This window comes from Arthrobacter sp. FW306-05-C (genome assembly GCF_021801725.1).
Taxonomy (GTDB): domain Bacteria; phylum Actinomycetota; class Actinomycetes; order Actinomycetales; family Micrococcaceae; genus Arthrobacter.
This window is the reverse complement of the sequence record NZ_CP084556.1, coordinates 1,963,383-1,976,550: the sequence shown is the minus strand read 5'-3', so window position 1 is coordinate 1,976,550 and position 13,168 is coordinate 1,963,383. Positions and strand designations below refer to the sequence as shown.

Annotated in this window: 14 protein-coding genes; 2 read left to right on the top strand and 12 right to left on the bottom strand. The window is 64.0% G+C overall.

Annotation, left to right across the window (positions count from 1 at the left end; genetic code table 11):
• Positions 1-476 precede the first annotated feature (476 nt).
• From LFT44_RS09100 to LFT44_RS09090, 4 genes are all read right to left on the bottom strand, one after another.
• The gene (locus tag LFT44_RS09100) at positions 477-1,049 is read right to left on the bottom strand and encodes a suppressor of fused domain protein (protein WP_236802397.1); all 573 of its coding nucleotides are present in this window, start codon (positions 1,047-1,049) and stop codon (positions 477-479) included.
• Positions 1,050-1,061: 12 nt separating this feature from the next.
• A complete protein-coding gene (locus LFT44_RS21975) occupies positions 1,062-1,190 on the bottom strand; it encodes a hypothetical protein (protein ID WP_272910884.1) in 129 nt (42 codons plus the stop codon).
• 266 nt (positions 1,191-1,456) lie between these two features.
• On the bottom strand, positions 1,457-1,750 hold the full coding sequence (locus tag LFT44_RS09095) for a hypothetical protein (protein ID WP_236802396.1): 294 nt from the start codon (positions 1,748-1,750) through the stop codon (positions 1,457-1,459).
• 244 nt (positions 1,751-1,994) lie between these two features.
• Entirely contained in the window at positions 1,995-2,573 is a 579-nt protein-coding gene (locus tag LFT44_RS09090) for a DoxX family protein (protein ID WP_236802394.1), read from the bottom strand.
• Positions 2,574-2,954: 381 nt separating this feature from the next.
• Here LFT44_RS09090 and LFT44_RS09085 point away from each other — a divergent pair, with 381 nt between their 5' ends.
• Positions 2,955-3,788 (top strand): SDR family NAD(P)-dependent oxidoreductase, encoded by an 834-nt coding sequence (locus LFT44_RS09085; RefSeq protein WP_236802393.1) that lies wholly within the window; start codon positions 2,955-2,957, stop codon positions 3,786-3,788.
• A 346-nt stretch (positions 3,789-4,134) separates the two neighbouring features.
• On the opposite strand, the gene LFT44_RS09080 is transcribed toward LFT44_RS09085, so the two are convergent.
• The 3 genes from LFT44_RS09080 to LFT44_RS09070 all read right to left on the bottom strand — a co-directional run bounded on the left by LFT44_RS09080 (position 4,135) and on the right by LFT44_RS09070 (position 7,089).
• The gene (locus LFT44_RS09080) at positions 4,135-5,616 is read right to left on the bottom strand and encodes an NAD-dependent succinate-semialdehyde dehydrogenase (protein WP_236802391.1); all 1,482 of its coding nucleotides are present in this window, start codon (positions 5,614-5,616) and stop codon (positions 4,135-4,137) included.
• A gap of 186 nt (positions 5,617-5,802) precedes the next feature.
• Entirely contained in the window at positions 5,803-6,663 is an 861-nt protein-coding gene (locus LFT44_RS09075) for an alpha/beta fold hydrolase (RefSeq protein ID WP_236802390.1), read from the bottom strand.
• An 18-nt stretch (positions 6,664-6,681) separates the two neighbouring features.
• Complete coding sequence (locus tag LFT44_RS09070) at positions 6,682-7,089, bottom strand: hypothetical protein (RefSeq protein WP_236802388.1); 408 nt, start codon at positions 7,087-7,089, stop codon at positions 6,682-6,684.
• Positions 7,090-7,306: 217 nt separating this feature from the next.
• On the opposite strand from LFT44_RS09070, the gene LFT44_RS09065 reads away from it, so the two are divergent.
• Positions 7,307-8,242: a LysR family transcriptional regulator gene (locus LFT44_RS09065; RefSeq protein WP_236802387.1), complete on the top strand. Its 936-nt coding sequence runs from the start codon at positions 7,307-7,309 to the stop codon at positions 8,240-8,242.
• Between the two features lie 80 nt (positions 8,243-8,322).
• Here LFT44_RS09065 and trxA read toward each other — a convergent pair whose 3' ends face one another.
• From trxA to LFT44_RS09040, 5 genes are all read right to left on the bottom strand, one after another.
• Positions 8,323-8,751: a thioredoxin gene (trxA, locus tag LFT44_RS09060; protein WP_236802385.1), complete on the bottom strand. Its 429-nt coding sequence runs from the start codon at positions 8,749-8,751 to the stop codon at positions 8,323-8,325.
• Positions 8,748-11,384 (bottom strand): ATP-dependent chaperone ClpB, encoded by a 2,637-nt coding sequence (clpB, locus tag LFT44_RS09055; RefSeq protein ID WP_236802383.1) that lies wholly within the window; start codon positions 11,382-11,384, stop codon positions 8,748-8,750. The genes trxA and clpB overlap by 4 nt, the downstream gene beginning before the upstream one ends.
• Positions 11,381-11,608 (bottom strand): chaperone modulator CbpM, encoded by a 228-nt coding sequence (locus LFT44_RS09050; protein WP_236802843.1) that lies wholly within the window; start codon positions 11,606-11,608, stop codon positions 11,381-11,383. The genes clpB and LFT44_RS09050 overlap by 4 nt, the downstream gene beginning before the upstream one ends.
• Positions 11,609-11,691: 83 nt before the next feature.
• The gene (locus LFT44_RS09045; protein WP_236802381.1) at positions 11,692-12,627 is read right to left on the bottom strand and encodes a DnaJ C-terminal domain-containing protein; all 936 of its coding nucleotides are present in this window, start codon (positions 12,625-12,627) and stop codon (positions 11,692-11,694) included.
• Entirely contained in the window at positions 12,620-13,162 is a 543-nt protein-coding gene (locus LFT44_RS09040) for a nucleotide exchange factor GrpE (RefSeq protein WP_236802379.1), read from the bottom strand. Before LFT44_RS09040 ends, LFT44_RS09045 begins: the two co-directional genes overlap by 8 nt.
• Between the last annotated feature and the right edge of the window lie 6 nt (positions 13,163-13,168).

Here is a 13,168-nt window from a genome sequence, read left to right as displayed (position 1 = left end):
CGGTTCGGTAGGGCCCAATATGGACGAAGGTGAAGCAGACGCTGGCGGCTGGGTCATTAGGGCATAAGATTTCCGGGCCATGGCTGTGTCTCCCACACTTCCGCCGTGCGGCTCCAGCACTTTGCTGCTGATTGACATGAGCTCCTGGTCGGTGAAGACCTTCTGCGGCGTGGCAGTGGCCTCAACCGATGGCGAAGGGGTAACGCTGGAAGGTGCAGTTGAGCGGCTGGTGTCGCTGGACGACGGGGTGCCAGCTGTCTGCCCGGGTGCGCAGCCCGTGAGGATCAGCATTCCAGCAATCACTGCGGCGGCCCAGCTGGCTCGTTCCCGCGATGGCTGCATCAGAGTCCTCCTACTCGTTGGATCCAAGACCTTGTGGGCGCGAGCACGTGCTGGCTCAGAAGTCGATCCCCTTTACCAAAGTGAGCAACTGCTCTTTGCTGCCAATACGGGGAACATGCCGTGCCGTCCGGAGTTCAGGAACCGTGCACCGGCAGCGGAGGCCGCAGCCAGTCGTCAACGTTCGGATCGTGCTCCGCCAGGAGGCTCTCCAACGCTTCCCAGCCATGGGTCCCGGCAAAGTTGGCCTCTTCAAGAAACAACGGTAGGAGCATGGCAATGATGATCGGGCCGTTCGCGTCCTCGCAGACGGCAAACTCATCGGGTTGGTAGTAGGGGCTGTAGAGGAGGAAGGCCTCGAGCTTGGTATCAGGATCAAGCAGCCCTCTTGGTCCGATGACCTCCCCTCGAAACGGAGCGCGTCCCTCATGGATCATCTCCTCCGCGATCTGCTGCATGACCGAGGGAACATACCGTTCAAAGTGGCCGCGGCGGACCATCATCAGGAGTTCAATCCTGATCGGAGCCATTCCGGGCACATCCAGTGCGTACCTGCTCAGCCCCAGGGTCGAGTAGGCAACGACGACGTCCAGGGGACCGTCGTCGAACCTGACGATCTGCGCGTGTGCCCGGTCTCCGTCGGCGTCATTGGTCCAGGCTACGGAGATGGGGCCCAGATATTGTTCCAGGTGCTCGACGAGGTGTGTCATGGCTCTTCCTCTCTATCCCCGCTGTCGGCGGCCGCGGGCCCACAAGACCTCGGCGACACCGCTGAGGGCCAGCGGGAACGCCACGACGGCGGCCAGGAACCGCAGGAAACTGTAGGGGCTGACGAGGTCTGCCCAACCCACAAGAAACCCTGGCAGCGCCACGCAAATCGTCACCCACACTGGGTGCCCACGAAGGTGCGACCAGAAAGAAGCCCCAATGCCCAGAATCCAACCAGCGAAGAGGTAGAGGCTGCCAATCCACGACGCTTCCTGCTCGGCCGGCGTCGGCATCCAGAGCCAGATTCCGGCGTGCACAACCCCGTAAGCAACCAAGGTCATCGAAGCGAGTACAAGCAGGACCCAGGCGATCGTCGCCGTCCAACGTCTGCCCGCTGGTGACAGTGTCATCATGTGGCTCGCTTCTGCGGGTCAATCTGAAGGACTACGTCTCCGCAGACCAGTGATGCTCTCCCGCCGGTCTCCAGGCGGCAGTCGTGGTCTTTGACCCGCGTCCATCCGGCGATCTCCGGCGCGTCACGGACCCGCTTGCAGTGGTGCCCATCGTGCTGTGCGTAGATGACGACGTCGCCATCGAATCCGTCCTGGGAGACGAGGACCGACGATCCGTCGGCGGCCGTGATCTTCACATCGTCACCCATCCCCACCGCACCCAGGAAAGCGAAGATCAGGATGATGCCCAAGTAGGGCAGGGCTGCTGCGACGCCCAGGCCAGCGGTCCAGTCGACGATGAGCCTGGGCGCGAAAACATGCGGGATCCGGGAAGGTTCGAAAGCTATACGAAGCAGTCCGAGACGAAGAGTTTGGACACTGTCAACACTTCCTTTTCGTTCAGCTCCATTTTCCTCGAACGGAAGTGGCCATATTGGAGGCAACGCCCACGCCATAGTGGTTATTGTGACGCGGTCCGGGCAGCCCGACGTCGATTCAAGCCGGTAAAGGCGACTCGTCGTCGGTCGCGGCGGCGGTCGATGCAGGCGTTGTGTCTGCAGCAAGGGCCTGGCGGCGACGGTAGATCTGGATACCGATAGCCACCGGTATGGCAGTAACGGCGACTGCGCGCATCCACGGCCTGTCCAGAACATGACCGGTGAGGGCATCCAGGGAAACCCTCCCTGGTCCCCCGATCGCGAAGGACGTGGCCGCCAGCCCGAGCACTGCCGGATATTCCAGGCCTCCGTCCATAGCGAAGAAGCCGTTCGGCGCGTGCACGCTGGCAGCTACCCCCATGGTCGTGGCGGCGGCCGCTCCCGCCGCCGGCGTGGCGAAACCCAGAGCAAGCGCCAATCCGGCGCCCGCTTCCCCGAGACCGGCCAACATGGCACTGGTCTTCGCAGGGCGGAAGCCCATGGCATCCATGCCCTTGCTCGTCTCCTCGATACCGCCGCCGCCGAACCATCCGAAGAGTTTCTGCGACCCGTGGGCGACGAGCACGCCGCCAAGTGCGGCACGGAACAGGGTGCGGGCCGCGGTGGTGGCCGCCGGCGTTACATTCTCATGACTCACGGTGATGAACCTTCCGGTCAATAATGCGGGATCAAGCCTTCGGGCCATTCTAGGACAGCCCTTTCGGATCCCGACGGCGACGTCGTCCTCACGAGCCCTTACTGCTCCTACAAAGTCTGCAGGAGCATCGCTGCCTAGGCGATGGGATCATCCCGCTCATAGACCATTTGCAGGGTGCTGGATCCGCTCGCCGTGGCGAGCGGATCCGTCTCCGTCCCCGAAATGGTGCTCAGGCTCGACGCGGGAGTCGACATTCGCCACGATGACCAGCTGCCCGCCAGGTGCTTCATCTTGGCGACACGCGGCGCCGAGGGGCATCACGCTCGGGATGTACGATGTAGCCCGCACCCCAAGCGCGAAAGTACATCCAGGGAGGCAGAAATGAACACGGCATTTTTAGAGGGCAAGGTGGCCATCGTTACTGGCGGCGGACGCGGGCTCGGGCATGCAATGACGCTCGGCCTTGCCCGCGCCGGCGCCAGCGTCGTCACCTCGGCCGCGCGCGAGGGGCACGAGATCGGCAGGGTCGCCGACGAGATCAACATGATGCTCGGCGTTCGCCGCGTGCTTGCGGTGCAAGCGGACGTAACCCAAGAAGCCGATTGCCAGCGCTTGGTCGACGAAGCACTCGCTACCTTCGGTGGCCTTCACATCCTGGTTAACAACGCCGGACGCGGCATGAAATACGTGAGCGCGACCTTCCTGACCGAACCTACGCGGTTCTGGGAAGTCGACAGTGACACTTGGCGGACTATTATCGACACCAACGTCAACGGTCCTTTCCTGATGGCGAAGGCGGCCGTGCCGCACATGTTGCATCAGCGCTGGGGACGCATCATCAACATCACCATGAACCATCAGACCATGCGCCGCGCCGGCTTTTCGCCCTACGGCCCATCCAAGGCCGCGCTCGAATCCGAAACCGTAATCTGGGCCCAGGACCTGGCTGGCTCGGGCGTGACAGTCAACGGCCTGCTGCCTGGCGGCGCCACCGACACAGGCATGATCCCCGAAGGGGTATCCGAGGCTGTGCGCCGCCAATTGCTGCGGCCCGAAGTAATGGTCGAGCCGCTCCTCTGGCTGGCCTCGGACGCCTCTGCGGAAATCACGGGCACCCGCTTGGATGCGGCGCGCTGGGACAGCGCCCTGACCCCGGAACGCGCAGCCGCAGAGGCTCTCGAGCACGCAGGCTGGGCCCCCCAGTCTCCGCACTGACCGGTCGATATGGCTAAGCGGGAGACACCGGCCCGATCGTCAGGAACTCCAGGGTCCGGGTCGACAGCATGCCAGGTTCGCGAAAACGAAGATGTCAGGGTTGTGCCCGTTACGCCATTCCCTCATCAGTGGCTGAATGAATCCCCAATATCGCTTTGGGGACGCACAAAGAATGCGCCGTGCAGTGCAAGAATCCACCGGGATGAATGTCGGAGATGTCCATCGATCCGGGCACCCCTTCCCCGGGTTGCTGACGGTGTCTAGTGGCACCCAAGGCGCTCCGTTGAGTCGACGATGCCAGATCCGGAGGCCTCTTTTATTTGGGGGTGTAACTTCGCCGCCGCTGCTAGCCGGCGTAGGGGTCGGCGATGCCGATGTACTGGGTGTAGAGGTATTCCTCGATGCCTTCGAGGCCGCCTTCACGTCCCAGGCCCGACTGCTTGACGCCGCCGAAGGGTGCGGCCGCGTTGGAGATGACGCCGGCGTTCAGGCCGAGCATGCCCGTTTCAAGTTTTTCACCCATCCGGATGCCGCGGTTGATGTCCTTGGTGAAGACGTAGGCCACCAGGCCGTATTCGGTGTTGTTCGCCAGTCGCACGGCCTCGTCTTCGCTGCTGAAGGTGATGATCGGGGCAACAGGGCCAAAGATTTCCTCGGAAAGGATCCGGCTCCCCTCGGCGACGCCGGTCAGGATGGTGGGCTGGTAGAAGTAGCCCGGCCCCTCCACCGGTGCACCGCCCAGGACTGCCTTGGCGCCGGAGGACAGGGCATCGGACACCAACTCGTGGACCTTGTCACGGCTCTTGGCGTCGATCAGCGGCCCTACCTTGGATTCGGGTTCGGTTCCGCGGGCGGTGGTCATTTCCTTCATCTTCGCGGCGAACTTCCCGGCGAATTCGCCGGCCACGGACTCGTGGACGATGAAGCGGTTGGCCGCCGTGCAGGCCTCGCCCATGTTCCGCAGTTTGGCTGCCATGGCACCGGTGACGGCGGCGTCCAGGTCGGCGTCCTCGAACACCAGGAACGGGGCGTTGCCGCCGAGCTCCATGGAGGTGCGCAGCACATTTTCGGACGCATCGGCCAGCAGCCGGCGTCCCACTTCGGTGGAGCCGGTGAAGGAGAGCTTGCGCAGCCGGGAGTCCTTGATCAGGGGCCCGGTGGTGGCACCGGCCGTGGACGTGGGGATGACGTTAAGGACACCGGCCGGGAGGCCGGCTTCCTGCATGACGGCCGCGAACAGCTGGGACGTCAGGGGCGTCAGGTTCGCGGACTTCAACACCATGGTGCAGCCCGCGGCGACGGCCGGGGCGATCTTGCGGGTGGCCATGGCCAGCGGGAAGTTCCACGGTGTGATCAGCAGGCAGGGACCCACCGGCTTCTTGGCCACCAGGAGCCGGGACTTGCCATCGGGTGAGACGGAATAGCGGCCAAAGGCGCGGACTGCTTCTTCGGAGAACCAGCGCAGGAACTCGGCGCCGTAGGTCACTTCACCGCGGGCCTCGGCCAGCGGCTTGCCCATTTCCAAAGTCATCAGGAGTGCGAAGTCTTCTGCCCGTTCGGTCACCATGTCGAAGGCACGGCGCAGGATTTCGCCGCGTTCCCGGGGCGGCACCTTCGCCCAGGATTCCTGGGCAGCGGCGGCGGCGTCCAGGGCGGCCGCACCGTCCTCGCGGCCGGCGTCGGCAATGCTCAGCAGCACCTTCCCGGTAGCGGGATCCTCGACGTCGAACGTCTTGCCCGAGGCGGCGTCGCGCCACTCACCATCGATGAGCAGCCCGGTGGGAACCGAGGCCAGCAGGGCGCCTTCACGCTGGGCGTTTATTGACATCGTTTTATCTCCAAGGGTTTCAAGGAAGTCGTGGCGGTGTGCCGCCCAACCTTCAGCAGTTTGGTGCGGGCGGGCCGCCAGAATCAGGGTATGAGGACGTTCAAGGCTTCTGGTGCTCTTGTCCCGGTTGAGGTGGCGTCGGTGCCGACCCGTCTGGTCGGCACCGACGCCTAAGGCGGGAACCGGTTAGGCCAGGACGCTGGTCTTAGTACGGATCAGGTCCAGGGCCTGAACGAGGTACCCCTTGAAAACCGGGTAGTTCTCGCTCATCGGGAAGTGCCCGATAGCCTTCATTTCGATGAACTCCGCGCCCGGGATCTGGCTGGCGGTGCGGGCTCCGTCTTCAGGGGTGGTGAGGTAGTCGTATTCGCCGGTCATCATGACCACTGCGCATTTGTCGGTCTGGATTTCGCCCAGTTTGCCGCGCAGGTCGTGGTCCACCGAGTAGAAGTACAGGTCACCCTTGAACGCCTCGGAGCCCTGGGTGTAGTAGAACCACGTTTTCCAGCGGTCCGCCTCGGGCGATTGGGGGGCCATGAGGTCCCAGGTGCCGCTGCCGCACACCTGAGCGGCGTTGGCGTGCGGGTGCTGCCACCAGTCGAGGTAGAACCCCGGTGAGTAGTCTGCCCCCTCTACGGGGATTACGGCCGCGAACCTCTCCGGGGATCGGTGGGCGAGCTGCAGCGCGATGTTGCCGCCGAAGGAGGATCCCATGAAGATGGGGTCAACCAGTTCCAGTGCATCGACGAGAGCGATGATGAAGTTGGCGTAGTGGTCCGCGCTGAGCTGGTACTCCTCGGTCCACCACTCCGTGTTTTCAGGGGGGTCCGATTTGCCGTGGCGGGGAAGGTCGTAGGCGATGACGCGGTAGTTGGCGGTGATCTCCGGGTCCTCCAGCAGGCCGCGCCACTGATGGTTGTGGGCTCCGGCGGTGTGCTGGCAGACCAGGGGCTGGCCTTGGCCGTTTTCGAGGTAGAAAACCTTGTATTCAAGGCCGTCCACGTCGACGGTGACGTAGTGGCCGGTGACGGGGGAAATTTTACTCATGTCAGTAACTCCTATGGTCTAGACGGGTGCGCCGGTGGAGCGCAGCAGTTCGATCTGGCGGGTGAGGCAGCGCAGGTTCTGCATCAGGACCAGGACCTCGCCTTCCAGCTTCATGTCCCGCTGGAAAGTGGCGGCCCAGATGCCGTGGTACATGGGAGCCGGGACGGGCTTGCCGAATTCACCCCAGGTGTGGGCGCTGGCCCGGATGGCGAACTGGTAGGGCACCTCAATGGGTCCCGGGTCCACGGAAATCTGGGCGATGGTGCCCGATACCACCCGGACAACAAAGGTGTGTGTCTCCATGTCCAGGAGGTAGGAGCAGGTGAAGTACTTTCCGTGGGCCTGGATTTCCGGGTCCTGGTTGTTGGCCTCAGTGAAGCTCTGAACCCAGGATTCTACGGAAGGGGCACGTGTTGCGACCGTCATGTCATTGTTCCTCTCGTTGGACTCGCGGAGGGTCGGGCTTCTCTGCCCGAGCCTCGGAAGCGTGGTTCCTGGAGTGCTTGGTGGCTATCTCCGTTGGCAACCCTTCGCTGTTTCCATTGCAGCCCCCGCAACCCCGACCGGTCCAATACCTGTGCCCTATCCGTCAATAGGCCGAAACTATTGGACCCCGATTGTGGCGGAGCCTACAGTTGAACGAATGCAGCAGCCACAGCTAGACCTGCGCGTACTGCAGTACTTCGTCGCCGTTGCGGAAGAACTGCATTTCGGGCGAGCCGCTGCGCGGCTCCATATCGCGCAGCCATCCCTCAGCGTGCAAATACGGAAGCTTGAACATGCCCTGGGCACTCCCCTGCTGCTCCGGACCAGCCGCAGCGTCTCCCTGACCAGTGCCGGGGATGTTCTGATGGGTGAAGCCAAGCGTCTTTTGGCCGCCGCCGAGCGTGCCGTTTCGCTGACGCGTGAGGTGGCCAGCGGGGTGCGGGGCACCCTCATAGTCGGCTTTCAGGCCAACGCGGCTGCCGAGCTCACGCCGCGGATCCTCTCCGCTTTCAAGAACAACCACCCGGAAATCCACGTCCAGATGAGGTCGTTCGATTTTGCCGACCCCACTGCGGGGTTGGCCGACGGAAGTGCCGACGTGGCCTTTGTGCGGCCGCCCCTGCCCGCGGCTGACTGGCTCGCCATGGAGACACTGTTCGTTGAGCCGCGCGTCCTCGTAGTTGCCAGCAGTTCCCGCTTTGCCGGGCTGTCTGAGGTTTCCGTGGAACAGGTGGTTGATGAGTCCTTCGTCGCCCGCAAGGCTCCGGATAAGTGGAGGGATTTTTGGCTCGCAACCCAGGCCCGCGGAGGACAGCCGGTCCGTATGGGCACGCAGGTAGCTACTGTTGACGAGTGTTTCGAAGCCATCATGGGTGAGCGGGGCATTGCATTCACGCAGGCATCCACCCAGCGTTTCTATGACCGTCCGGGGCTATCATTCATACCGGTCAGGGATGTCCCGCCTTCTCCGCTGTCCATTGCATGGCGGACGGATGTCAACGACGGGCTGGCACGTGAGTTCGTGGAGACCGCCCGGACGTTGGCCTCCTTCGGAGGTGTCCCGAACCTCGTCGACTCCCGGCTGACCGCCTAGCTTTCCCTCTTCGCCCCAGTCCAATTGGTGCACTGACTATGCCGGTGCACTAGCCGCCCCCGTCGTCCGCTGTTTTTGTGTTACTTCGTGAGTGCATTTTCCAGCCAGGACCTCAGGACAGGGGCGGGAGCTGCCCCGGCCTGCCTTGCGACGATCTTGCCGTCGACGATGACCATCAGCGTGGGCACCGCCTGTATGGCGAATCTGGCGGAGAGCTGCGGCGACTGATCCACATCGACCTTGACAAGTTTGATTTGTCCGGCGCGTTCGTGCGCCAACTGGTCCAGCACGGGGCTCACCATCCGGCAGGGCCCGCACCAGACCGCCCAGAAGTCCACCATCACCGGAATGCCGGACCGCTCAGCAATTTCGCCGAAGTCGTCGTCGCCGGCTTCAACTACCCAGGGGAGCTCCCGGTGGCAATTCCCGCAGCGTGGCCGGCCCTCGGCGGCGGCCGGCACGCGGTTGGACTTGCCGCAATGGGGACATTTGATGATGGCCTTGTTCATGGGGTTCCAGCCCCCTCCAGCTCCCTCTCGCTGTAGTCAACCACGAGTTCCCCTCCGGACGCGGTCACCGTGACCACTCCGCCTTCGGCGATACTGCCGCGCAGGAGGGCCCGGCCCACCTCCGTTTCCACCACACGGGAGATAAAGCGGCGCAGCGGTCGCGCCCCGTAGATCGGATCGAAGCCGCGTTCGGCTATCAGTTGGCGTGCCTCCTCGGTCAGGCGCAGCTCGATTTGCTGCTCGGCGAGCCGCTGCCGCAACTGGTGAAACTGCAGGTCAACGATGCGCTCGATTTGCGGCAGTCCCAGGGGTGCGAACAGGACGGTGTCGTCCACGCGGTTGAGGAACTCGGGACGGAAGTGGCCCCGGAGCTCCCCCATCACCAGGCTCCGTGCCTGCTCGGTGACCGTTCCGCCCTCAGTGGAACCCTCAAGGAGATATTGGGAACCGATATTAGAGGTCATGATGATCACGGTATTGCGGAAATCAACGGTGCGGCCCTGCGAGTCCGTAACCCTGCCGTCGTCCAGGACCTGCAAAAGGGTGTTGAAGATGTCCGGGTGGGCCTTTTCCACCTCATCGAAAAGCACCACCGAGTACGGCTTGCGGCGTACGGCCTCGGTGAGTTGGCCACCCTCGTCGTAGCCGATATAGCCCGGAGGGGCACCCAATAGCCGGCTCACGGTGTGGCGCTCCTGGTACTCGCTCATGTCCAGCCGGATCATCGCGTTCTCACTGTCGAAAAGGGCAGCGGCAAGGGCCTTGGCGAGTTCGGTCTTCCCGACGCCGGTCGGCCCCAGGAAGATGAACGAGCCGATGGGCCGACGCGGATCCCGTATACCGGAACGTGCGCGGATGATGGCATCCGTAACCGCACTGATTGCTTCTTCCTGACCGATCACACGGGCGCGCAGGATCTCGTCCAAATGCAGGACTTTCTCACGTTCGCCCTGCTTCAACCGTGCCACCGGTATGCCTGTCCAGGCCGCGACGATGTCGGCGATCTCGTCCTCCGTCACCACCTCGCGCAGCAGGCGTTTCTCCCCCTGTTTCGCGGTCAGCCGCTCCTCCTCAGCGGCCAACCGCCGCTCGAGGTCGGCAATCCTGCCGTAACGCAGTTCCGCCGCCCGGTTGAGGTCGTAATTCCGCTCAGCTTCTTCAGCCTCCTGCCGCGCCCGCTCCAGTTCACTGCGGATTTCCTGCAGCTTGTGGATCGCCTGGCGCTCGGATTCCCATTGGGCCCGCTTCGCGTCGGCCTCCGCGCGCAGGTCCGCCAATTCACGCCTCAACTCCTCGAGCCGGGTCTTGCTTGCCGGATCGGTCTCCTTGGAGAGAGCCGCCTCTTCTATCTCAAGCCGTGTGACCCTCCGGGTTAGCTCATCCAGTTCCGCCGGCATCGAATCAATTTCCGTCCGCAGCCGGGCGCACGCCTCATCCACGAGATCGATGGCCTTGTCCGGAAGGAACCGATCAGTGATGTACCGGTGGGAAAGGGTGGCCGCAGCCACGAGAGCACTATCCTGAATCCGTACGCCGTGGAAGACCTCAAGCCGCTCCCGCAGCCCACGAAGAATGGAAATGGCGTCCTCGACGTCGGGTTCCTCAACCAGTACCGGCTGGAAGCGCCGTTCCAGTGCCGGATCCGACTCGATGTGTTTGCGGTATTCATCGAGGGTGGTGGCACCGATCATGTGCAGTTCCCCGCGGGCCAGCATTGGCTTGAGCATGTTCCCGGCGTCCATCGACCCCTCGCTCGCTCCTGCCCCGACGACGGTGTGCAGCTCGTCGACAAAGAGCAGGATCCTTCCCTCCGCCGCCAAGACTTCGGCGAGCACAGCCTTCAGCCGCTCCTCGAATTCGCCGCGGTACTTGGCACCTGCCACGAGTGCGCTCAGGTCAAGCGAGAAGATGGTCTTGTCCTTCAGCCCTTCCGGCACATCCTGGCGGACGATCCGTTGGGCCAGTCCCTCCACAATGGCTGTCTTACCGACGCCTGGCTCCCCGATCAGTACCGGGTTGTTCTTGGTCTTGCGCGATAGGATCTGCACGACCCGCCGGATCTCGGCGTCGCGGCCGATGACCGGATCCAGTTTTCCTGTGCGGGCGTCCGCCACCAGATCGCGGCCGTATTTCTCCAGCGCCTCGTAAGTCTGCTCCGGTGTTGCCGAGGTGACGCGCTGGTTTCCGCGTACCTGGGTCAGGACCGAGAGGAACGCCTCACGGGTGATGCCGTGCTCGGCCAGCACCCTGCCGGCCGGGGTTGACCGGCCTTCCTCCGCCAGCGCGACCAGCAGGTGTTCCACCGAAACGTACTCGTCCTTAAGCCGTTTGGCTTCACGTTCGGCGGCATCCAGGAGTGCGCCCAGCCTAGGGCTCACATACACCTGGCCCGGGGCCGCCCCCGGGCCGGTAACCTTCGGCTTGCGCCGCAGCTCCACTTCCACCGCGCTCTTCAGCTCGTCCACGTCCACCTGCATGCCCACGAGCAGCCGGGGAACGAGGCCTCCCTCCTGCTCCAGCAGGGCCAGCAGAAGGTGTTCGCCGTCGGTTTCAGTGTGCCCGTTGCGTTGGGCAATCCGTTGAGCCTCGGCCAAGGCCTCCTGCGACTTTTGCGTCAAACTCTCCATGTTCATCGTGAAGCTGTCCCTTCCACCTGCGTAATTTCAACCAGTCGCCGTTCAAGCGAGTCGACCCGCACCAACAGATCGAGAACCAGCGGGATTGCCGCGTAGTTCAGCGACAGCTCCGAATGAAGTCTCATGACACGGGCTATGAGGTCTGGGGCCCGAGGGCTGAACCAAGGTCCGTCCGGGGCATTGCCCAAGGGCCGGATCAGATCCAGGTCTACGAATCGCATGACGACGTCGGGGTGGACGCCGCTGATGCGTGCCACCGCCTCTAGATTCAGGCGCCACGGATAAGCGAGCGGATATGTTCGGCTCATTGAAGCCCCTCCCTCGGGTGAAAGTCGGAGACGGCGTCAAGCTGCTCGTACAGTTGCCGCACCTTGCTGCTCAGCCGCGGGGGCACCATGATCCGGATTTCCGCGTAGAGGTTCCCCGGCTGGCCCCTCGGGTCGGGCATGCCCTGGCCTCGAAGCCGGAGCCTGCGCCCGCTGGAAGATCCCTCGGGAACGGTGATGGTGACCGGTCCGGCAGGAGCGTTGACTTTGATCTTGGCCCCCAGGGCGGCTTCCGACGGGGTGACGGGAAGGTCGAAGTGAATGTCCCGGCCCTTGAGCCGGTACCTGGGGTCCGGTTGGATGCGTACAGTCAGGAAGAGATCCCCCGGCGGACCCCCTTCACGGCCTGCGGCGCCCTCCCCTGCGAGGCGGATGCGCTGGCCGTCCAGCACGCCGGGAGGTACGTCCACGTCATAATTCCGCGTTTCGCCGTCCGGCTGGGCCAGGCGGACCGTGCGCCGTCCGCCACGAATCGCCTCTTCGAGGGTCAGCCGAAGCTCGGCTTCGTGGTCCGCCCCGTGCGCAGGGCCGGTTGCCTGCTGCCTGATCCAGTCGCCGAGCAGGTCCTCCCAATCGACGTCGCCACCCATATCGACGTTGACGTTGCCGTACCCGCTGCGTCCCGGCCTCGGGCCCGGCCTAGGGCCGCCGGCCCCCCAGCGCGGGGCGCCTCGGGCCGGACCGGCACCACTGTATTGTTTGTAATCCGCACCGAAGCGGTCGTACCGCGCCTTCGTTTCGGGATCCGAAAGCGTGCTGTACGCCTCGCCGATTTCCTTGAACCGGTCCGCCGCGTCCGGCTCACGATTGACGTCCGGATGGTATTTTCGCGCCAGCTTGCGGTAGGCGCGCTGGATTTCCTTGGCGTCCGCCGTGCGGGAGAGACCGAGAACGGAATACGGGTCCTTAGCCATGGTCAGGGTTCACCGCCCGGCTAACAACGACGGCGGCTGGCCTGAGGGTGGTGTCCGGACCACCGTAGCCCGGACGCAGTACGGTCAGCACAGTCCCGGGGGGAGCCTCGTCCGTTTCCGAGACACTGACTACCTCGTGAATCCGTGGATCGAAAGGGACGTTTTCGGCGTCGATCCGCGGGTAGCCCAGGCGGGCCAGGGTATCTATGGCTTGGGATCGAATGGAGGCTACGCCGTCAGCGAGGGGATCCCCCTCAGACGGGGCGTGAGCCAAGGCCAGTTCGAGATTGTCCAGGACGGGCAGCCACTCTAACGAGACCGCTGCACGTTCCTGCGCCCTTAGCTGTGCCCCGTCCCGGACGGCGCGCTTTCGAAGGTTGTCCGCGTCGGCCAGCGCGCGGCGCCACAGGTCTTCCATTTTGGCCAGCGCATTGGCGTGGGCGGTCGCCTCGGCTTCCCTCTCATTGCGTGCGGCGGCTTCGGCCTCGCCACCTCCTGGATGGGCCTGTCCAGCCTGCCCCGCCTGGTCGCTCATGGCCGT

Bases quoted from the DNA above. Each gene is read 5' to 3' on its own strand.
- LFT44_RS09070 (WP_236802388.1), bottom strand. From the start codon at position 7,089: ATGACGGTCGCAACACGTGCCCCTTCCGTAGAATCCTGGGTTCAGAGC.
- LFT44_RS09065 (WP_236802387.1), top strand. From the start codon at position 7,307: ATGCAGCAGCCACAGCTAGACCTGCGCGTACTGCAGTACTTCGTCGCC.
- LFT44_RS09075 (WP_236802390.1), bottom strand. From the start codon at position 6,663: ATGAGTAAAATTTCCCCCGTCACCGGCCACTACGTCACCGTCGACGTG.
- LFT44_RS09080 (WP_236802391.1), bottom strand. From the start codon at position 5,616: ATGTCAATAAACGCCCAGCGTGAAGGCGCCCTGCTGGCCTCGGTTCCC.
- LFT44_RS09100 (WP_236802397.1), bottom strand. From the start codon at position 1,049: ATGACACACCTCGTCGAGCACCTGGAACAATATCTGGGCCCCATCTCC.
- LFT44_RS09040 (WP_236802379.1), bottom strand. From the start codon at position 13,162: ATGAGCGACCAGGCGGGGCAGGCTGGACAGGCCCATCCAGGAGGTGGC.
- LFT44_RS09085 (WP_236802393.1), top strand. From the start codon at position 2,955: ATGAACACGGCATTTTTAGAGGGCAAGGTGGCCATCGTTACTGGCGGC.
- LFT44_RS09050 (WP_236802843.1), bottom strand. From the start codon at position 11,608: ATGCGATTCGTAGACCTGGATCTGATCCGGCCCTTGGGCAATGCCCCG.
- clpB (WP_236802383.1), bottom strand. From the start codon at position 11,384: ATGAACATGGAGAGTTTGACGCAAAAGTCGCAGGAGGCCTTGGCCGAG.
- trxA (WP_236802385.1), bottom strand. From the start codon at position 8,751: ATGAACAAGGCCATCATCAAATGTCCCCATTGCGGCAAGTCCAACCGC.
- LFT44_RS09045 (WP_236802381.1), bottom strand. From the start codon at position 12,627: ATGGCTAAGGACCCGTATTCCGTTCTCGGTCTCTCCCGCACGGCGGAC.